Below are 19,903 nucleotides of genomic sequence, written 5' to 3'. Positions count from 1 at the left end.
CTGGGGCTCAGAAGAGACCAGGAATCAGCGCGGCGACGTCGCGACGATACTGGGAATACGCACGGCCGAAATGGCCGGTCAGCCAGCTCTCTTCGACCCGTACCTTGTAAGCCAGCGACGCGAAAACCAGTAATAGCCCCGCCACGCAACGCCATTGCGCGCCGATCAGCACGGCCCCAAGGAGCGCCAGCAGGCAGCCGGTATAGATCGGATGACGAACCAGTCCATACGGTCCGCTGCGCACCAGTTCATGCCCTTCCTTCAGCGTGACCGATACGCTCCAGTTGGTGCCGAGATGCAGCCGCGCCCATACGGAAAACGCGAGGCCAGCCAGCAGCACGGCAAAGCCGGCAAGCTGCAGCGGCCCGATCGCATGCGCATCGAGAGACAACGCCGCTGTGTTGAAGTCCGGCAGCACGATCAGCGCGCCGCCACCAATCAACGGAATTGACTGCAAGGTGCGCGATAGAGACGCCTCTTTGCGCGCGGTCTCCTTGACACGGTTCGACGTCGCGACCCAATACAGCAGCCACAGCCCCCACGGTACGACAATGGCGATGCTCTGAACGATATTCACGGTAGTTCGACCTGTTGGAACGAGTGATCGGCGGTGGCCTGCAACGCGACGTTCGCGATAGCGGGTTGCGGCACCGGCATGATGGGCGAGCGTGCAGCGAACGTGTCGAAGCAGTCAGGCCCACGGCCTGCCGCCTGCGCCGGCGCGGCGCCGAAGTAATCGAAAATCGCCGTCCGGACCTGGCGCAGCGCGGGCCGTCCTTCGAGATCGAGAAAATGCCCGGCCTGCTCGATCGTGAGAAACTCGGCGCGCTTCAGATGCGTGCTGAGCGAGCGGGCGTCTTCAGGTGTGGTGTACTCGTCGAGCTCGCCGTTGAGGAATTTCAATCCACACTCGATGTTGCGGAACTCGTGCAGATAGTCCTCAGGACGAATGGCCAGAATCTGGTCGACGTGAAACGCTACCTGATCCTGCTCGTCACGTGGCAGCGAAGAGAGGTAGCGGTAGTTGTAGAGCTTCATGATGCGCGGCAGATGCTGGCCAACGGTATCGTTGAGCAGTTGCGCGGCCTTCAGATTTTCGCTGGCGGCGATATGGTCGCGTGCCGCGGTCACGTACGCGGTCATCGCCTCGTTGAGCCGCGGCGAGAACGACGCAATCACCGCGCGCCTCACGCTGGTGCGTGCCCGCGAGAGCGCAAGCAGCGACGCCACGCCGCCCCAGGATACTGACAACAGAAAGCTCGGCTCGAATAAGCTTATTAGATGCAGCAGAATGCCGACTTCATCGTCTTTTGTAAGGACGAAGTCGCACACATTATGCGTTTTCGATTGACCCGCATAAGGTAAATCGAAACAAATTGGGTTATAGCGTTCGCCGAGGTATTTGATTGTCTGTCCGAACGACGCTGTGGTGGCCAGCGCGCCGTTGATCAGAATGACACTCTCGAAGGCCGGATCGAATACGTGACGTTCAACGTAGACTTTCAGGCCCGCCGGTAGCGGAACAAGGAGTTTTTCGATGGGCATGGCGTATTCGCATGCACTTGCGCAAAGCAAATGCGTACCGATACCGCGCCCGCGCTCGCGGACGCATTGCGGCCGTACTACCGCGGATCAGGCCCATGCGACTTGCCTTTGTGCCGGCAAATCCGATCCGCGACGACCACTGCTGCATCGAAAACATGCATCACCTGAGGTGATGTCTGCCTGCTCGCTGGGACACGCGCCTGAACACAGGGTGCGCTTCAATCGAGCGTTCGATGCCTCGTAATATATTTATATGTAATTTCGAAAACGGTGCCTCAATCTCTGCGGCACGCCATTCGTTGACGCCAGTCTGGCCTCACCGCATGAAGACTTGATGTCAATATACGATGAAGGAAGGCTTTTTAACATATTTCAAAAATAAAAGCTAAAAAAGTCATTGTGCATATGTTCGAAATGACCAAAAAAATCTAATTGAAAGGAAACGGCATTGTGTCGTACAGCCTTCAACGAGGCGTGCACGGATAGCCCGAAACGCTACGCGAGCAAGCGAGCGTTTGGGCAGCAGAAAAGAATTGGAAAGAAGCGGCTACACCCAACAGCACGAACCACCATCCACGAACCCCGCTAGCGGACCAGCGAGTATGCTTCCCGGCTGGCGATCTCACCCGCGCCATACACGCCGACCACCGTATAGTCCGACGCCACGCATTCGAACGTCGTGTCCTGAAACGTGATGACAAAATGGCGCTGCATTGGGCCGGGCGACGTGACGGCCGAAATCTCGGCGGCCAGCGACGAATTCATGACTTCGTGCACCGAGTACCCACTGAGCCCTTGCGAAGCAAGAGGATGGATCTCGAGATCCACATCGCCGGGTGGCCCCAGCCGATGAAACACGGCGTCTGGAAAGAGCACCGTGCAAAATGGATCGTCGTCGGAATCGAATGGTCCGAACCGTTCAAAGTCGGATTCGGCAATCGGATAAGCCAGGATCACCCGGCGACCACTGACGACGATGAATGGCTCGGCGGCGTCAGCGGCCGGATGAGGAACAGCGTCCAGCAGGACGACGTGGTCTTCCTGCTGGGATGTTGCGAGCGTACTAGTCATCTACTTCGCGACTCCGTTGTGCTCACGCAGCGGCTTGCACCGTCGAAGTTTGCGGCGCTGCCGCCGCGCTCGTTGCGCCAGCCTTGGCTTTACTACCCGCCTTGCGGCCTGGTGCTTTCTTTGCCGCAGCGGTTTTCTTCACAGCAGTCTTCTTTACCGCCGCTTTCTTCGCCGCGGGCCTCGCGCCCTTCTTTGCCGCAACTTTTTTAGTCGCAGCACGGCCCTTCTTCGCAGCCGCTTTGGACGCTACAGCCTTTTCCGCCGTGACGATTTTTTTGGCGGCAACGTTCTGGGTAGCCGCGGCGCCATCGATCAGAAATTTGGTGCGGTCTCTGACCGTTGCGAGCCATGCCGGTGCCGGACCGCGTCCACTCCAGGTGGCGCCGGTTTTCGGATTGAGGTACTTCGGCGGTTGTGCGCCTTTAGGCTGACCTTTGCTTCCGGCTTTGGCATGAGTAACCACTGCTTTGGCCGCTGACTTCAGTTCGCTTGCGCCTTCGATCAGGAATTGAGTCCGGTCTTTCACGGCGGCAATCCACGCAGGTGCACGCCCGTGACCCGTCCAGGTCGCGCCGGTTTTATGGTCGCGATACTTCGGAAGCGACTTGCCTGCGCCGGTGGCTTTTGTCTTGCCACTTGCGGCATGACCATTCAAGCCGCGCGCGGCGCGTCTCGCCTTTGCCTTTGCTTCGATATCCGCAGTGGTCAGGCCGTGCTTGAGCATCAGGTCGCGAATCTGGTTGACCGCGACTTGTGCTTTCCTGGCAATAAGGACGTCAGCTTGTGCCTGGAGCTTCTTAAGCTTTGCTTGAATTTGCTCTAACGTGGGCATTTGATTGCTCCTTATGTGGTAATCGATCGAACTATGCCATGAATGGCGCGAGAAAGGCAGATCTACGCCTCTATAAAGACATCAGGTTCACACGGGAACGCATCCAGTGGAGTACGAACCTTTCGAGTCCACTACTCAATCGTCTCATTCTTTAACCTTTCTAATTGCCGGGCAACCGCTTAAGTCGGCGTAAAAACGACAACCTGGCGATCGGCGATGTACCGCACGCTGCGCATGAACCGGTACTGTTGTTCGTCCGCGGTTATCCGGTTGAGTCCCAACTGCGTCAATGCCAGCATCTCATCGGCCTGAAAAGCGGCCACTACGCCGTGATCCGTCAAATCCTCCAGGGTGCCGGACGGATTGCCGACATAAACACTGCGTACCTGCGTACCGATCCGCATCAGCACCACGCTTTCTCCTTCGTCGAGCGCCAGTTCGAGATAGCCGGCAAGCGTTCGTAATGAATCCGGCGTGCAGGCCTGGGCCTGGTAGATCGCAGCGTTCGATGGCGTCATTTCTGTTTCTCCGTCACCCATCAAGAGAAGCCGGCCGCTGTGCAATGCGGCAATAGTCGCTTCTACTATAGGCAAGCATCCTGAGATTCAAAGGGCGGTAGTTCTTTTTTTTGGCCGTAACCGCGCGTTACCAATCTCGCAGCGCTGTTTCACCTGTGTCCGAACCACCCTTCTACACTCCGAACCGCGCTCAGAAGCAAAGCAGTGGCAGCCGGTAGCAATCGGTAGCAATCGGATGCCTCGCACCAGGATGCACGAGGGAAAGGAGCAGGAATGGCATGAATGCCGCCGTTGAGGCGGCTATTGAAATGGCACATAAAAGCACCACTTTAGAAAAACTCAATAACGGGGTACTCCCAGATGAAAGCTGGCTTTATCAAGGCCGCCCTTGCGGCCATTGCATTGACGTCGGCAGCAGTCGGCACGGCGAACGCGGCGGGCTGCATGAAAGGCGCGGTTGTCGGCGGCGTCGCTGGCCATTATGCCGGGCATCACGCGGTAGTGGGCGCGGTGGGCGGCTGCCTGGTGGGAAGGCACCTGGCAAAGAAACAGGCAGAAGAACGGGCCACGCAACGTCAGCAAGCGCGACTGGAATAGTCTGACCTGTTCACGCGATCCGCAGTCCGCAAGCCGGCAGAATTTCCTGTGTCGTGACGAAACGGTGCTCTTTAACTGCATCGTGAAAGCGCCGGTAATCGCTTTTCTCAAAGACTTCGCTCCACCGGGGGCGGTCCCCCGAATCATCGTCGGACCGCAAACCAGTGGCTTTGTATTTCCAGGAGCCGAGTCCCTTGGGCACATAGTCCGGAATCGACTCTGAGAGGCCCGGAATGGCGCCGGCTTCCACCGCTTCGCAAAGGGTCTGCAGGCGCTTGTTGTCGTCCGGGTTCCGATTGGTGTCGAGAAGCGTTGTAAGCGCGGCTTTTACAGCTTCCGGCAATCCGGGCTGGTCTTCAAAATCTTCCCGTCCCGCAACGTAGGCGCGCACCGCTCGGCAAGTCATCTCGGCCGCCTGCATGAATTCGGGCAGATTGTGCCTTTCGACGCGCACGTTTCTGCCGTCGACGTAATGCCATTTCGCCCACGGCTGATCGGGATAGTGCAAGGCGGCACCGTGACCGACGGGCAGTGCAAGCGTCAGTACATCTTCCTCGATGCGTTGGACCAGATGCCGCGTGGCCCGGGTAAGGTGGACAAACCAGCCTTCCTGCGTGCAGTCTTCCGCCTCCAGCATACGAACGCGGTTCGTCGGGCTTTCGATACCCGCGAAACCCTGGTGGGCCCACGTATCGACGTACGTGTGAAGTGTCACGCCCAGACGGTGCAGTGCTGTATCCGTGTTCCGCTGCCGGATCGCCCGGCGAACCACTTCGCGCGCAACAGCGCTATCCGCCCGGCACACCGCCTTATCTTCGAGCGTCTCTCCCACACCCGCAGGCAGAAAATGAAATGGCGTCCACACCAGCCGGTTCTGGTCGTTTTCCGTGTTGGTGTAGTCAAATAACTTGTGTGCAGTGGCGAAGCGCTCGAAAGTCTCGCCGCCCGAGAACCGCAGTATTCCTGAAGTGGTCGCGTCATCGACATACTGGCAGGCATGCGCCACGGTGAGCGCATCACTGGCCGTCATTCCGCCAGTGCGGGCGACGATATAGACCACACCGTAGTGAAAATCGATGTTCATGACAGGCGCTCCCAACACACAACGAATGACGAATGACGGCCAGATCTTCAGGAATGCACAAAGCGACCGTTACAACGACGGCGCAAGCGCAGAGGGTAAACGACCGAGCGCAACGGAACTTTAAAAAAGACTCCGCCCCCGCTCAGCGGGATGCGTATTGAAACTTGAATAGATTTCAGGGAATACATGCAGTGCCCTGAAAAAGAAAAACCCCGCTTCGATCTCCGGAGCGGGGTTCTGTCTCAGCGCGCTTCGCGCCGTATTACTTGACGATACCAACCAGTTCGACTTCAAACGTCAGGTCACTATTCGGCGGAATCGTACCGACGCCGCGATCACCATAGGCAGTGGCCGCCGGACAGGTCAGCTTGGCCTTGCCGCCGACTTTCATTTTTTGCACGCCTTGCGTCCAGCACGGAATCACGCGATTGAGCGGAAAGGTTGCCGGGCCGCCATGCTTCGCCGAGCTATCGAACTCGGTGCCGTTGGCGAGCGTGCCGCGATAGTTGACCTTCACGACGTCGTCAGCCGCCGGCTGGGCACCCGTGCCCTGCGTAAGATGTTCAACGATTACGCCGGAAGGCAGCTTTTCAGTAGTGGAAGCGGCCATCGCCGTGGAAGACAGAACAGCAGCGGCGACCAAAGCAACGATAGATTTCAAAGCGAGTCTCCAGGTGGGTAGTGCGCGTCATTGTAGCGGATGAGTTGTTGCAGGCCGCCGCTCAGCGATGCAAATAGTCGCAGACGCAATGGCGATTGAGCGGCGGAGCCAGTGGCACGGAGAATGCTACTTCCTGACGAGCGACGTGTACCGCCGCCATCCGGCGCGCACGCGCGCTATATATAACCGACTCAGTACGGCTTCCCTTGCAGGCGGATAACAATGACCACGGAAAATCTGGAACCGGAACTTGTCGTTGAAGACCCCGCCGAACGCTCCTGGATGAAGCGGCTAGGCCCTGGCCTGATCACCGGCGCCGCGGACGACGACCCGAGCGGTATCGCCACCTATTCACAAGCCGGTGCGCAATTCGGCTTCGGACTGCTATGGACGCTGCTGATCACCTACCCACTCATGGTGTCAATCCAGTTGGTCAGCGCGCGCATGGGACGGGTGACGGGCAGCGGGCTCGCCACCAATCTGCGCCGCCACTTCCCGGCTCCGTTTTTGTATCTCGCGGTGCTCGTGCTGCTCGCGGCCAACATCATCAATATCGCGGCCGATCTCGCCGCCATGGGCGCCGCCGCCAAACTGGTGATCGGCGGCCCGGTCCAGCTCTACGTCGCGTTGTTCGGCACAGTGTCCCTGCTGATGCAGGTATTCATTCCATACGAACGCTACGCGAGCGTTCTGAAATGGCTGACGCTGGCATTGTTCGCTTACGTCGCCATCCTCTTCGTGATTCCGATCGATTGGAAAGCAGTTGGTCTGAGCATCGTGAAGCCGCCGATCCAATTTTCTGGCGACTATCTGACCACCGTGGTCGCGGTGCTCGGGACAACGATCAGCCCATATCTCTTCTTCTGGCAATCGTCGCAGGAAGTCGAAGAAATCCGCTCGGAACCCGTGCAGAAAGCGCTATTGCGCGCGCCGCTCCAGGCGTCCGTGCAACTGAAGCGGATCAACATCGACACGTGGGTCGGTATGGCCGTGTCGAACGGCGTGGCGTTCTTCATCATGCTCACCGCCGCGGCCACGTTGCACACGCATCACATCGAAGTCAAAACCACCGCCGATGCCGCCAGTGCGCTCAAGCCAATTGCCGGCAATCTGGCGTTTGCGCTGTTCAGTCTGGGGATCATCGGCACGGGTCTGCTGGCGTTGCCGGTGCTGGCGGGCTCGGCCGCCTACGCCGCGGCGGGCACGATGAAATGGCGCAACAGCCTGGCGTTGCAGGTCAATCTGGCAAAGCAGTTCTATGGCGTGATCGCCGTAGCGATCGTTGGCGGCATTGCGCTCACCTTCATGCGGCTCGACCCGATCAAAGCGCTGTATTGGAGCGCGGTGATCAACGGCGTCGCGGCCGTGCCGATCATGGCGCTCGTGATGATCATGGCGGCCAGTCCCAAAGTGATGCGCCAGTTCGCCGTGACCGGCTGGTTGCTCTGGCTCGGCTGGATCGCCACTGCCGCAATGGGGCTCGCAGCAATCGGTATGTTCTGGCCGACATGAGTGCGCGTGTGGGCTTATTCAGCGTCTTCGCTGAGTAATGGTAACGGCATGGGCCCGCTTCTGGCGATCTCGCGTTGCGTCAGTTGCGCGGCTTGCTGCTCCATCCGCTTGAGCAAGCCGTCGAGTAAAAGCGCTTCGTCATCGCTCAGGCAAGCCGCGAACTCCGTGTTATAGCGTTGCCCACTCACGCGCGCCTGTTCATAAGCGATACGGCCGGCTTCGGTAAGCGCGAGCACGGTCACGCGCTTGTTCTCCGGCAGGCGCGTTTTCGCAATCAACCCCTTCTTCACCATATTGGCGACGCAGCGGCTCGCCACCACCATGTCGAGCGCGGCCGATTCGGCGAGCTGCGTCAGGTTCGCGTCCGGGTACTGGCCGACGAACGCGAGAATGCGCCAGTCGCGCCGGCTAATACCAAGTTCGCGCCGGAACATCAGACCGACGCCCCGGGTCGCCAGGCGAGCCAGGTTATGCAGCCTGTAGAGCAGAAATTCGTCGATGTGCTCCGGATGCTTCAGCACGGGTATCGATTGAGGGTCGGTCGCGGGCACGGTAAGCACGTCCAATAAGGGTTTGGCGGCCATTATGACGCGCTTTGGCAGCGCCCGTCCCGGCGCATTGTGCAATCGCACATATATTTGATTAGGTCAATCATCAGGTTCGTTTTTAGCATCGGAACATCTCCCCGGTTTCTCCCACTTCAGGCCGCAAGGCCGCAGACGGTGCTTATAGATGGCGGACACCCGCAACGTTCTCTTCATCATGTGCGATCAGCTTCGCCGCGATCACCTCGGCTGCTACGGCCATCCCTACCTCCAAACCCGTCATATCGACGCGCTGGCCGCGCGCGGCGTGCGTTTCGACAATGCCTTCGTCAGCTCCGGCGTGTGCGGTCCGTCGCGCATGTCGTATTACACCGGCCGCACGATGAGCAGTCACGGCGCCAACTGGAACCGCGTGCCGCTCTCGATCGGCGAAATGACGCTCGGCGAATACCTGCGCCTGAATGACCGCTCGCTCGCGCTGGCCGGCAAGACGCACGTGATGGCCGACGGCAACGGCATGCAGCGCCTCGAGATCGCGCGCCAAAGTCCACTCGGGCAGCGTCTCTTGACCGGTTCGTTCGACGAACTCGACCGCTATGACGGCCACCACGAACCCGGCAAGGAGAGCGGCTATCCCGCCTTTTTACGCAAACACGGCTACGTCAGCGACAAACCGTGGAGCGACTTTGCGATCAGCGTGGAAGACGACAACGGTGCGGTGCATTCCGGCTGGAAAATGCGCAATGTGCGCTGGCCAGCGCGGGTGGCCGAGCCGCATTCCGAAACCGCCTATATGACGAATCAGGCGATCCGCTACATCGAGGCGCAAGGTGACACGCCGTGGGCGTTGCATTTGTCGTACGTAAAACCCCATTGGCCCTACGTCGCGCCGCGCCCTTATCACAACCTGTATTCGCTCGATCAATGCCTGCCGCTCGCGCGCAAGCCCGCCGAACTCGACAATGCACATCCGGTTGTTGCCGCGTACCGCACTCAGGAAGAATGCGTTAATTTCGCGCGTGAAGAAGTGTCGAACACCGTGCGGCCGGTTTATCAAGGCTTGATCCATCAGATCGACGACCATCTCGGCCAACTGTGGGACACACTCGAACGACTTGGCCGCTGGCAAGATACCCTGATCGTGTTCACCGCCGACCACGGCGACTTCCTCGGCGATCATTGGCTCGGCGAGAAGGAACTGTTCTATGACACCGTGCAGCGCGTGCCGATGATCGTCTACGACCCGTCAACGCGGGCCGACGCCACGCGCGGCAGTGTCGAAGCGCGCTTCGTGTCGGGCATCGACGTGGTGCCGACCGTGCTCGACGCACTCGGCCTGCCGGCCTATGAAGAGCGTATCGAAGGAAGCTCGGTGCTCGCGCTCACGCGCGGCGAAGCGGACCGTGCCGAAGGTTGGCGCGATTACGTGGTCTCCGAACTCGACTACAGTTTCCGCGGCGCGCGTCTGGCACTGGAACGCAAGCCCGACGAATGCCGCGGCTGGATGGTGCGCGACACGCGCTGGAAATACATACACTGGCTGGGCTATCGTCCTCAACTTTTCGATCTGGCGAACGATCCGGACGAATACGTCGATCTCGGCGCTGACGCGGGTTACGCCGTCATCCACGCGCAAATGCATGCAAAGCTCGCGGACTGGTACGGCGCGTTGAAACAGCGGGTCACGATCGACAATCCAACGGTGGAAAGCAAGACCGACACACACAAGGACTGGGGCGTCTTTTTCGGCGAGTGGTAGTACAGGGCAGTTAGCGATAAAGGTGCGGATGCGGCTTCAACAGACCTCAGCCAGAGGTTTGCGCAAAGCACGCCCCGGCGCCTCACAAAATCATCATATGCGCCCGGCGCAACGTGCCGGGCCGCCAGGAGACACCATGCAGCGCTCGCCAGCCCTTACGCCCGACGACGCGATTTATCGGAAGATCGCGCGGCGTATTGTGCCGTTTCTGTTCATCTGTTACGTGGTCAATTTCATCGACCGGGTCAACATCGGCTTTGCAAAGCTGCAGTTCCTGCAAGATCTGAAACTCGACGACACTGTGTTCGGTCTCGCGGCAGGGATGTTCTTCGTCGGCTATCTGGTGTTCGAGTTGCCGAGCAATCTGCTGCTGGAGCGCATCGGTGTACGCAAGACGCTTTTGCGGATCATGGTGTTGTGGGGTGGTTTGACGGTGCTGCTGATGTTCGTCAGGAGCGCGGGCATGCTGTATCTGCTGCGCTTTCTGCTGGGCGCTGCCGAAGCCGGTTTTTTTCCCGGCATCATTCTGTACCTCACCTACTGGTTTCCCGATCGGCAACGCGGACGCATCACCAGTCTGTTCATTATGGCCGTGCCGTTGGCGGGCATCATCGGCGGCCCGCTGTCGGGCTGGATCATGGTGCATTTCCACGACATGCTCGGCTTGCACGGCTGGCAGTGGCTGTTCCTGATCGAAGGCGTGCCGGCCATCGCGCTCGGCATCATGGCGATGCTCTATCTTGACGATCGTCCGCTGCATGCAAAATGGCTGAGCGACGCGGAGAAGGCTCACATCACCGCCGCGCTCGAAGCGGATCGAAAACAGCGCGGCGCTCAGCACGCGCCGCCCGCCCGCCTCGCCGATGTGTTGCGCAACCCACGAATCTATTTGCTGTCGGCGATCTATTTTTGCGTGTTCATGGGACTCAATGCCGTCGGCTTCTGGATTCCGACGCTGTTGCGGCACGTCGGCGTGCAGCAGATCGGCAATATCGGCTGGCTTAGCGGTGCGATTTCGGTTTGCACAGCAATAGGTATTGTGGTGATCGGGCGCAGCTCGGATCGTCACGCCGAACGGCGCTGGCATGTGGCGGGCTGCGGCTTCGCGGTGGCCGGCAGTTTTCTGCTGCTGCCGCTCGCCGCGCATAGCGTGGCCTTCACCGTCGCCCTGCTGGTCGTCGCGTCGATCTGCATCTACGCGACCCTGAGCATCTTCTGGACGATCCCCACTGCCTATCTGGACGGCGGCGCCGCTGCGGCCGGTATCGCGACGATTACAGCAATCGGCGCGATTGGCGGCGCGGTGAGCCCGTCGTTGGTCGGCATGCTGAAGGCCGAAACCGGCAGCGTCTACGCAGGTTTCGCGGTTGTCGCCATGCTTCTGATCGTCGGCATGGTCGCGCTGCTGTGGGCCGTGCCGGCGCCAGCACGCAAAGGGATGGGCACGGTGCAGCCGGCTGCGTTGAAGTAAGCAGTCGTACGTGCCTTGTCGTGTCGTGAGTGCGTGAGTGCGTGCGTGCGAAGGTAGGTTTGTGAAACACCTTCGGTTATTCACGGCGCCGACACGTAGCGGCAAGTGACGCGGAAGGAGTTTGACTGAGGGCCTGGTTCCGTCGAAGACGGCACGGCATTGCTACATGTACTCCGGCTATCTTTTCGACGGACGGTTACGGCTTCGGGTTGTTGTCCGCGCAACCATTCGACTGGACTGCGGTATTCGAGAGCGCGCTATTCCCGTTCGGGGAACTCGATGCCCCAACCCACTCGCCTCGCGCTCAAGGGGATGAGCGTGAGCCGCGAGGTCGAAATAGGCGTGATGTGATTCCGGCCGGGACCTCAGCGCGGGCGGCCGTTTTCAGGCCGCCACACGCTGGGAGAACTTGCTGCATCAGTGGCCGTGGCCACCGCCGCAACCGCCACCATGGCCACCGCTGCTGCCGAAGCCGCCACCGAAGCCACCGCCGTGGCCCTGGCCGCTGCTGCCTTTGCCGCCGTCACCGTGGCCACCGTCACCGTGGCCACCGTTGCTGTGGCCGCCGTCGCCGTGACCGCCGTCACCATGGCCACCATCGCCATGACCGCTATCGCCGTGGCCGCCGTTGCCATGACCGCTATCGCCGTGACCGCCGTTGCTGTGGCCGCCGTCGCCATGACCACCGTCACCATGGCCGCCGTCGCCGTGGCCACCATCGCCGTGGCCACCATCGCCGTGGCCACCATCGCCGTGGCCGCCGTCACCATGACCGCCGTCACCATGGCCACCATCGCCATGACCACCGTCACCATGACCGCCGTCGCCATGACCACCGTCACCATGACCGCCGTCGCCGTGGCCACCATCGCCATGACCGCCGTCACCATGACCGCCGTCACCATGACCGCCGTCGCCGTGGCCACCGTCACCATGGCCACCGTCACCATGGCCGCCGTCGCCGTGGCCACCATCGCCGTGGCCGCCGTCACCATGACCACCATCGCCATGACCACCGTCACCATGGCCACCATCTCCATGACCGCCGTCACCATGGCCGCCATCTCCATGACCACCATCTCCATGGCCACCATCTCCATGACCGCCGTCACCATGGCCGCCATCGCCGTGGCCACCATCGCCATGACCGCCATCTCCATGACCACCATCGCCGTGGCCGCCGTCGCCATGACCGCCGTCACCATGGCCACCATCGCCATGACCGCCATCTCCATGACCACCATCGCCGTGGCCGCCATCTCCATGGCCACCATCGCCATGACCGCCATCTCCATGACCACCATCGCCGTGGCCGCCATCTCCATGACCACCATCGCCGTGGCCGCCATCTCCATGACCACCATCGCCGTGGCCGCCATCTCCATGACCACCATCGCCGTGGCCGCCGTGATGCCCACCGTTACCGCCGCCATCACCGTTGCCGCCGGTACCGCCACTTCCGGTTCCACCGCTGCCTGTTCCGCCGCTACCAGTCCCGCCACTACCTGTCCCACCACCACCTGTTCCGCCACTACCTGTCCCACCACCACCTGTTCCGCCACTACCTGTCCCACCGCCACCTGTTCCGCCACCACCAGTCCCACCACTTCCATTCCCACCACTGCCACTCCCCGCACTCCCCGCACCGGGTCCAGCTGCGCCGGACGTCGACCCGCCTCCGTTACCATTAACTCCCGATCCAGTCGACGAAGTTCCGCTTCCATTACTACTCTGCGAACCCGAAGCCGATGTCGACCCCGAACCCGATCCCAGACCCACAGCCGCTGCCACACCAACCCCACCCGACGCCCGCAATCCACCGTCTTCCTGCTTGCAGCCAAGCGTGTCGAATAGCGGACAGTCGACCGGCAATACTTGCGCAATCATCAACTTCGTCGAATTTGCCGACGGCGCTGCAGATGCGGCCGGACTCGTTTGAGCACCCGCCATCGCCGCATAGAGACTCACTGCAACCGCCAGTACCGCTTTGCCCGTTCCCAATGCCCGCGTGTCCCCATTTTGCTTTTTCATTTCATTCTCCTAACCATTCATTTCGAAAAACAGATCCAGATAACGAGTGAATCTTTGTTCGCTGTTAAAAATGAAAACTTCGAAGCCCGGTCGACATTGCCGAATCCGCACGAAAACCGCACGACGTCCGACTTTTCTCTCGCAGATAATCCCGGTCCGATTTGACGTGATCTGGGAGAGACGACTAGCTGTGCGCGAACAAAGCCTTGAAAAGAGCACAGCAGGACTTGATGGCTGAAGTTATGCGGAGCGCCGTCCAGGGACCGTGCGCTAGCCCACGCAATGCGATATTGCCGGCCGGTTTCCGATTAATTGCGTCGCACGACTGTCAAATATCGTTAATTACCGATTTCTCAAAAACGGAAATTTCTTTCCCTAGATATGTAGTCCAAATTATTTATTCAATTTTTCCACCTGAACACCTTCTCCATATGAAACTAAAAGTCACGGCCGAGTCTTCTATTTGAAGCAGACCACTCTCCACGGAGAAAAGCGGACCACGACACGTGCAAACGTTTCGTATGAGTGTCTGTCCAGACACAAAGAGGAATTTACAAAGTCCGGAGTGAGGGCAACCACACAGACGGTTCACCTCAGACAAGAGGCGCACTCCGTCATGCATCTCGATAGCTCTCCTTCACGAGCGCCATCGCGATCCATGCGCCGCCCCACGTAGCGAGAAAAAAACTGAATCAGGCGACAATAGGAAAATCGAAACCTCATCAACAACAGGAACAGAGATGCTTTTATCTGACCAATGGGTACTGGTAACGGGGGGCGCCCGCGGACTCGGCGCCGCGATCACGCGCGCACTGGTCCGCGAAGGCGCGGGCGTCGTGGTGAATTACCACAAGAGCGAAACGCTGGCTCACGCACTCAGAGACGAACTCGGCAGCCGTGTGGTGCCGATCCAGGCGGACGTGACCGATGCGGTCGCCGTCGCGCGTCTGTTCGAAACGGCGCTGGCGCAAACCGGGCAACCTATCGTGTCGGTGGTCAACAACGCGCTGGCCGACTTCCAGTTCGACGGCGACGCTCGCCCGAAAATCGACTCAATCGACTGGGCGCGTTTCCAGCAGCAGTTGGACGGTTCGCTCAAGGGCGCGCTCAATACGATGCAAGCGGCCGCTGCGGGCATGCGTTCGCGCGGGTTCGGCCGCATCGTCAACGTCGGCACCAATCTGTTTCAGAACCCCGTGGTCCCCTATCATGACTACACGGCGGCCAAGGCGGCGCTGTTGTCGCTAACGCGCACCGCTGCTCACGATCTCGGCCCGGACGGCATCACGGTGAACATGGTATCGGGTGGCCTGCTACGCACCACCGATGCAAGCGCAGCCACGCCGGAATTCGTTTTCGACCTGATCGCCAGTTCAACGCCGGTGCGGCGCGTCACGACCCCTGAAGAATTCGCCGACGCCGTGCTGTTCTTCCTGTCGCCATGGGCGCGCGCGATCACCGGTCAGAACCTGATTGTGGACGGCGGCCTCGTGAAGGGTTAATCCAAAGGCGCGCAGCAACGCAGCGTTCAACGTTCCGCTCAGCTCACCTCGACCACAACTTTGCCTCGCGCGCTACCGTCGGACAATGCGTCATAAACAAGCTGCGCGGAACGCAGATCAAAGCGCCGTGCGTCGAGGCGGGGCGCGGCAATTCGGTCAGCTCGAGCGGGCCGTTGTGCCGCATGAGAACGAGAGCTTGCATGGACATGACGCTTCCCCTGCGATTGATTGTGAACGAGTCGATACGGGCACAATCCTCCCTGCGAAACAGGGTGTAAATCGGCACTTCCGCAAGGCATGCAAACGAAAATGCCACTGTTCGTCCGCAAAAGTGTCGCCGCGCAACCACCACCGCGGCGCGTAACCAACACTTCTTATCGCGGTCTTTTCCCGAAGCATTTCCATCATAGGCAGCAGCGACGACGGCCATGACCCGCGCCGCAACGCGCGGACACTTGCCGCACGCGCTTTCGCGCGGCGTCGATCATGGACGCGGGTTTACCTTCGTTTGACTTAAGGAAGCAGGGCCGTTTACTGGACGCAGTTTGAACCTGCCCGGACGCTTTCAATTTACTTTGCCCAGCTGAATTGTGTGCTGAGAGCGTCTCCCATTACGTGTGGAGGTGTGTCATGGTTAGCGTGTCCAGCAGCGCCACCGAAGAACTCAAAACCACGATTCGCGGCGAACTGTTACTGCCCGGCGACGCGGGTTTCGATGAAGCTCGCAGCATCTGGAATGCAATGATCGACCGGCATCCGGCAATGATCCTGCGCTGCGCCGGCGTGGCCGACGTGCGCCGCGGCGTAGCATTCGCGCGCGACAACAATCTGCCGCTGGCGGTGCACAGCGGCGGCCATAACATCGCTGGCACCGCGCTGTGCGACGACGGCCTCGTGATCGACCTGTCGCCGATGAAATCGGTAACGATCGATCCGGTAGCGCGGCGGGCGTATGTCGAGCCTGGCGCGACGCTCGGCGATTTCGACCACGAGGCGCAAGCGTTCGGGCTCGCCACACCGCTCGGCATCAACTCGACCACCGGCGTAGCAGGTCTGACGCTCGGTGGCGGGTTCGGCTGGCTAAGCCGCAGATACGGCATGACCGTCGACAATCTGATTTCAGCGGACGTGGTGACCGCCGACGGCGAGCTGCTCCACGCGAGCGCCGACTCGCATGACGATCTGTTCTGGGCGATTCGCGGTGGCGGCGGCAATTTCGGCGTCGTGACACGCTTCGAGTTCGCCCTGCATCCGGTCGGGCCGCTCGTGTACGGCGGCCTCGTCGTGCTGCCACTCGATCAGGCGAAAAATGCCCTGCTCCAGTACCGCACGGTTGCAGAACAGATGCCGGAGGAATTGAGCGTATGGGCCGTTTTGCGGCTTGCGCCACCGCTGCCGTTCCTGCCGCCCGAAGTGCACGGCAAGCCGGTCATTGTATTTGCCATGTGCTACTCGGGCCCCGTCGAAAAAGGACCGTCCGTGGTGGAGCCCGTACGCGGCTTCGGCACGCCGGTCGGCGAACATCTTGGGCCGATGCCGTACGCCATGTGGCAACAGGCGTTCGATCCGCTGCTGACGCCTGGTGCTCGTAACTATTGGAAGTCGCACAACCTCGACACAATATCGGACGGTCTCATCGATGCACTGCTCGATGCGATTGGCACGCTGCCGTCGCCGCAGTGCGAAATCTTCTTCGGGCAGATCGGCGCACAGACGAGCCGGGTGCCGGTCGAAGCCACGGCCTATTCGAGCCGCGACACGCATTACGCGATGAACGTGCACGGCCGTTGGGACGACGCGAGCGATGACGAACGCTGCATTGCCTGGGCCCGCGCTTTCTTCGACGCCGCTGCTCCGTTCGCGCTAGGCAGCGTGTACGTCAACTTCATGACGCAGGAGGAAGGCGGCCGGGTGGCTGACGCGTATGGGCCGAACTACGCGCGCCTCGTCGCCGTGAAGAACCGCTACGACCCGCGCAACCTGTTCCGCCACAATCAGAATATCCGCCCGGCGGTGTAGGGATCGAGGGGGAAGCGGTGTTGAACGGCGCGAATCACCGTGAACGTCAGCGCACTACGGTTGTCTGAACCACCAGCCGTGGCATCAGGCACGCTAAATGCTGGTTAGCAGGCGTACCGGCTGCGGCATATAGATAGCCGGCATACGGGCACCCGGCGTACGGATATGCCGGCGTCACGGCACTCACTGTCACATAAGAAAACGCAACCTTCACCACGCAAAAGGAAAATAATCATGCGCAGACGACAATTCATCATGACCACGAGCGCTGCTTTGGCTACGGCAGGTTTTAGCCTCGCCGGTTGCACGACCACGTCGCCGTCCTCCAGCGCATCGCCTTCGGCAAACGCCGGCAAGCGCGACACGATCAACGCCGGTGTCGACTCCACGCTGTCGCGTCTGTACGCGAACGTTACTGGCTCGCGTGAACTGGTCGCTAAAGCGCGCGGCGTGCTCATCTTCCCGTCGGTGATTTCGGCGGGCTTCTGGGTGGGCGGGCAGTACGGCGAAGGCGCGTTGCGCGTGGCCGGACGCACAACGGGCTACTACAGCACCGTTGCGGGCTCGTTCGGTTTGCAGATCGGCGCGCAGTCCAAGGCGCTCGTGTTTCTGTTCATGACGCAAGAGGCGCTGGATAAATTCCTCGGCAGCCAGGGATGGGCAGCCGGTGCCGATGCAACGGTCGCCGTGCTGAAGGTCGGCGCGAATGGCGCGGTCGATACCTCGACCGCCACCAGCCCGGTCGAAGCGTTTGTGCTGACGAACGGCGGCCTGATGGCCGGTGTTTCGCTCGAAGGCACCAAGGTCTCACGCCTGATCATCTGAGCAAGCGCCGCTCGCTAAAGACAGTCAGGCGCAGTCGCGCAGCCGTGCAAGCGGCTGCGCGCCGCCTCCATCTGGCGGCATCATCCGCGCCACGGTCACTGCGTTGTCCGCCTCGCCAGGTCACATTGACCGTACTGCTGTAAAATTCACCCGTTTTGCAATCCTGGCTGGCCACTGCTCTCTCTTAGCCACGACATTTATTCTGTCTGGCGCCTCGTGTATCGCCACGCTGTTTGCCCCCGCTCTCCACTTCGCCGACCGCTCGCGGATGGCTTCTCGCGTATTTTTCGCATAAGGAGGCGGCGGCATGCCACCTTTACACGTTGATCGCGCACCCGCCCAGCCAACGCGCTCGTAACCCGCAATTAAAGCTCCCTTCAGATGAACACCGCTAGTCCCACTCTCGGTTGGCTCGCCAATCTTCCCGGTATCAAGAGCAATGTCCTCGCGGGTCTCACTTCGTCGTTCGCGTTGGTGCCGGAATGTATCGCCTTCGCGCTGGTCGCCCACCTCAATCCGTTGATGGGTCTGTACGGCGCCTTCTTCATCTGCACGATTACGGCGCTATTCGGCGGGCGGCCCGGCATGATCTCCGGCGCGGCCGGTTCGATGGCCGTGGTGATCGTGGCGCTGGTCGTGCAGCACGGCGCGCAGTATCTGCTCGCCACGGTGATGCTCAGCGGAATACTGATGGTGCTATTCGGCACGTTGCGGCTGGGCAAGCTGATTCGCATGGTGCCGCACCCCGTGATGCTCGGTTTCGTCAACGGGCTCGCGATCATCATCGCGATGGCGCAACTGGCGCACTTCAGGCAGAGCACGCCGCAAGGCGAACAATGGCTGCACGGCAGCGCGTTGCTGATGATGTGCGGTCTCGTCGCGCTGACAATGCTGATCGTCTATCTGCTGCCGCGGCTCACACGCGCCGCACCGCCCGCGCTGGTGGCGATCGTCGGTGTGGGGCTCTTCAGTCAGCTTTTGCACCTGCCTACGCGTACGCTTGGCGACATGGCCCACATTGCAGGCGGCCTGCCGAGCCTGCATTTTCCCAGCGTGCCGATGAATCTCGACACCCTGCACGTGGTGCTGCCCTACGCGTTGCTGATGGCGATCGTCGGTCTGCTGGAAACGCTGCTGACTTTCAACCTGACCGACGAGATCACCGAAACCCGCGGTCAGCCGAATCGCGAATGCCTGGCGCTGGGCGCGGCGAATATCGTCTCGGGCCTTTTCGGCGGCATGGGCGGCTGCGCGATGATCGGCCAGACCATGATCAATCTGAATTCGGGTGGCCGCTCGCGGCTCTCGGGCATCGTCAGCGGCATGATGATTCTGATGTTCATCCTGTTTCTGTCGCCGCTGATCGAACGCATTCCGTTAGCGGCGCTGGTCGGCGTGATGTTCGTGGTGGCGCAGCAGACCTTCGCATGGGGTTCGCTGCGCGTACTGGGCAAGGTGCCACGCAACGACGCGCTGGTCATCGTTGCAGTCACCGTCATCACCGTGTTCTCCGATCTCGCGATCGCCGTGTTGTGCGGCATCGTGATCGCCGCGCTCAATTTCGCCTGGCAGCATGCCCGCGAAATTCACGCGCATATCGAAGACCACGGCGGCGACAAAATCTACGTTCCGCGCGGCACGCTGTTTTTTGCATCGACCACCCGCTTTCACGAGCTGTTCGACCCGGTCAAAGATCCGGGCGATATCACGGTCGATTGCAGCCATCTGATGCTCGCGGACCATTCCGCATTGGCGGCATTGCAGGGACTGGTCGAACGCTACCGGAAAGCCGGCAAGCAATTACGCGTGAAAAATCTGTCGGAGCGCAGCCTGTGCCTGCTGACTCAGGCAGGCGTTGAGATATCGGGAAGCGGCGACCTTCTTCATCGGCACGCGTCGCTTTAACGGCCGTGCTCAAGGCCGCGTCAACG

The 19,903-nt window shown here is 60.7% G+C and carries 18 protein-coding genes; 8 read left to right on the top strand and 10 right to left on the bottom strand.

The window, feature by feature from the left end; all coding sequences use genetic code 11:
* Positions 1-7: 7 nt before the first annotated feature.
* The 5 genes from PQQ52_RS14075 to PQQ52_RS14055 all read right to left on the bottom strand — a co-directional run bounded on the left by PQQ52_RS14075 (position 8) and on the right by PQQ52_RS14055 (position 3,966).
* Positions 8-577, bottom strand: coding sequence for a methyltransferase family protein (locus PQQ52_RS14075; protein ID WP_408211938.1), 570 nt, complete (start codon positions 575-577; stop codon positions 8-10).
* Positions 574-1,545: an alpha/beta fold hydrolase gene (locus PQQ52_RS14070; RefSeq protein WP_408211936.1), complete on the bottom strand. Its 972-nt coding sequence runs from the start codon at positions 1,543-1,545 to the stop codon at positions 574-576. The genes PQQ52_RS14075 and PQQ52_RS14070 overlap by 4 nt, the downstream gene beginning before the upstream one ends.
* A 585-nt stretch (positions 1,546-2,130) precedes the next feature.
* Complete coding sequence (locus PQQ52_RS14065) at positions 2,131-2,616, bottom strand: hypothetical protein (protein WP_408211933.1); 486 nt, start codon at positions 2,614-2,616, stop codon at positions 2,131-2,133.
* Between the two features lie 22 nt (positions 2,617-2,638).
* Positions 2,639-3,448 carry an H-NS family nucleoid-associated regulatory protein gene (locus PQQ52_RS14060; protein ID WP_408211931.1) on the bottom strand — a complete coding sequence of 270 codons (810 nt, stop codon included), beginning with the start codon at positions 3,446-3,448 and terminating at the stop codon, positions 2,639-2,641.
* Positions 3,449-3,627: 179 nt separating this feature from the next.
* Positions 3,628-3,966: a hypothetical protein gene (locus PQQ52_RS14055; protein WP_408211929.1), complete on the bottom strand. Its 339-nt coding sequence runs from the start codon at positions 3,964-3,966 to the stop codon at positions 3,628-3,630.
* A 360-nt stretch (positions 3,967-4,326) separates the two neighbouring features.
* Here PQQ52_RS14055 and PQQ52_RS14050 point away from each other — a divergent pair, with 360 nt between their 5' ends.
* Positions 4,327-4,563 (top strand): hypothetical protein, encoded by a 237-nt coding sequence (locus PQQ52_RS14050; protein WP_408211926.1) that lies wholly within the window; start codon positions 4,327-4,329, stop codon positions 4,561-4,563.
* A 10-nt stretch (positions 4,564-4,573) separates the two neighbouring features.
* On the opposite strand, the gene PQQ52_RS14045 is transcribed toward PQQ52_RS14050, so the two are convergent.
* The gene (locus tag PQQ52_RS14045; protein ID WP_408211924.1) at positions 4,574-5,647 is read right to left on the bottom strand and encodes a DUF6765 family protein; all 1,074 of its coding nucleotides are present in this window, start codon (positions 5,645-5,647) and stop codon (positions 4,574-4,576) included.
* A 262-nt stretch (positions 5,648-5,909) separates the two neighbouring features.
* Positions 5,910-6,257 (bottom strand): FKBP-type peptidyl-prolyl cis-trans isomerase, encoded by a 348-nt coding sequence (locus tag PQQ52_RS14040; protein ID WP_408212261.1) that lies wholly within the window; start codon positions 6,255-6,257, stop codon positions 5,910-5,912.
* 273 nt (positions 6,258-6,530) lie between these two features.
* On the opposite strand from PQQ52_RS14040, the gene PQQ52_RS14035 reads away from it, so the two are divergent.
* Entirely contained in the window at positions 6,531-7,820 is a 1,290-nt protein-coding gene (locus PQQ52_RS14035) for an NRAMP family divalent metal transporter (protein ID WP_408211921.1), read from the top strand.
* A gap of 14 nt (positions 7,821-7,834) precedes the next feature.
* On the opposite strand, the gene PQQ52_RS14030 is transcribed toward PQQ52_RS14035, so the two are convergent.
* A complete protein-coding gene (locus tag PQQ52_RS14030; RefSeq protein ID WP_408211918.1) occupies positions 7,835-8,404 on the bottom strand; it encodes a MarR family winged helix-turn-helix transcriptional regulator in 570 nt (189 codons plus the stop codon).
* Between the two features lie 148 nt (positions 8,405-8,552).
* On the opposite strand from PQQ52_RS14030, the gene PQQ52_RS14025 reads away from it, so the two are divergent.
* Both PQQ52_RS14025 and PQQ52_RS14020 read left to right on the top strand, forming a co-directional pair.
* Complete coding sequence (locus PQQ52_RS14025; RefSeq protein ID WP_408211915.1) at positions 8,553-10,124, top strand: sulfatase-like hydrolase/transferase; 1,572 nt, start codon at positions 8,553-8,555, stop codon at positions 10,122-10,124.
* A 136-nt stretch (positions 10,125-10,260) separates the two neighbouring features.
* On the top strand, positions 10,261-11,595 hold the full coding sequence (locus tag PQQ52_RS14020; protein WP_408211912.1) for an MFS transporter: 1,335 nt from the start codon (positions 10,261-10,263) through the stop codon (positions 11,593-11,595).
* A gap of 365 nt (positions 11,596-11,960) precedes the next feature.
* On the opposite strand, the gene PQQ52_RS14015 is transcribed toward PQQ52_RS14020, so the two are convergent.
* A complete protein-coding gene (locus PQQ52_RS14015; RefSeq protein WP_408211910.1) occupies positions 11,961-13,208 on the bottom strand; it encodes a hypothetical protein in 1,248 nt (415 codons plus the stop codon).
* A gap of 1,158 nt (positions 13,209-14,366) precedes the next feature.
* Between PQQ52_RS14015 and PQQ52_RS14010 the strand changes: the two genes are divergently transcribed.
* Positions 14,367-15,128 (top strand): 3-oxoacyl-ACP reductase, encoded by a 762-nt coding sequence (locus PQQ52_RS14010; RefSeq protein WP_408211907.1) that lies wholly within the window; start codon positions 14,367-14,369, stop codon positions 15,126-15,128.
* Positions 15,129-15,171: 43 nt separating this feature from the next.
* Here PQQ52_RS14010 and PQQ52_RS14005 read toward each other — a convergent pair whose 3' ends face one another.
* A complete protein-coding gene (locus PQQ52_RS14005; RefSeq protein WP_408211904.1) occupies positions 15,172-15,558 on the bottom strand; it encodes a hypothetical protein in 387 nt (128 codons plus the stop codon).
* Positions 15,559-15,758: 200 nt separating this feature from the next.
* Between PQQ52_RS14005 and PQQ52_RS14000 the strand changes: the two genes are divergently transcribed.
* The 3 genes from PQQ52_RS14000 (at position 15,759) to PQQ52_RS13990 (ending at position 19,877) form a co-directional block, all read left to right on the top strand.
* On the top strand, positions 15,759-17,147 hold the full coding sequence (locus PQQ52_RS14000) for an FAD-binding oxidoreductase (protein ID WP_408211901.1): 1,389 nt from the start codon (positions 15,759-15,761) through the stop codon (positions 17,145-17,147).
* 234 nt (positions 17,148-17,381) lie between these two features.
* On the top strand, positions 17,382-17,972 hold the full coding sequence (locus PQQ52_RS13995; RefSeq protein ID WP_408211899.1) for a BPSL1445 family SYLF domain-containing lipoprotein: 591 nt from the start codon (positions 17,382-17,384) through the stop codon (positions 17,970-17,972).
* Positions 17,973-18,353: 381 nt separating this feature from the next.
* On the top strand, positions 18,354-19,877 hold the full coding sequence (locus tag PQQ52_RS13990) for a SulP family inorganic anion transporter (protein WP_408211897.1): 1,524 nt from the start codon (positions 18,354-18,356) through the stop codon (positions 19,875-19,877).
* The last annotated feature ends 26 nt before the right edge of the window (positions 19,878-19,903 follow it).

It is taken from the genome of Paraburkholderia sediminicola, from assembly GCF_046030555.1.
GTDB classification, from domain to species: domain Bacteria; phylum Pseudomonadota; class Gammaproteobacteria; order Burkholderiales; family Burkholderiaceae; genus Paraburkholderia; species Paraburkholderia sediminicola_E.
This window is presented reverse-complemented; position numbering and strand designations above follow the sequence as displayed.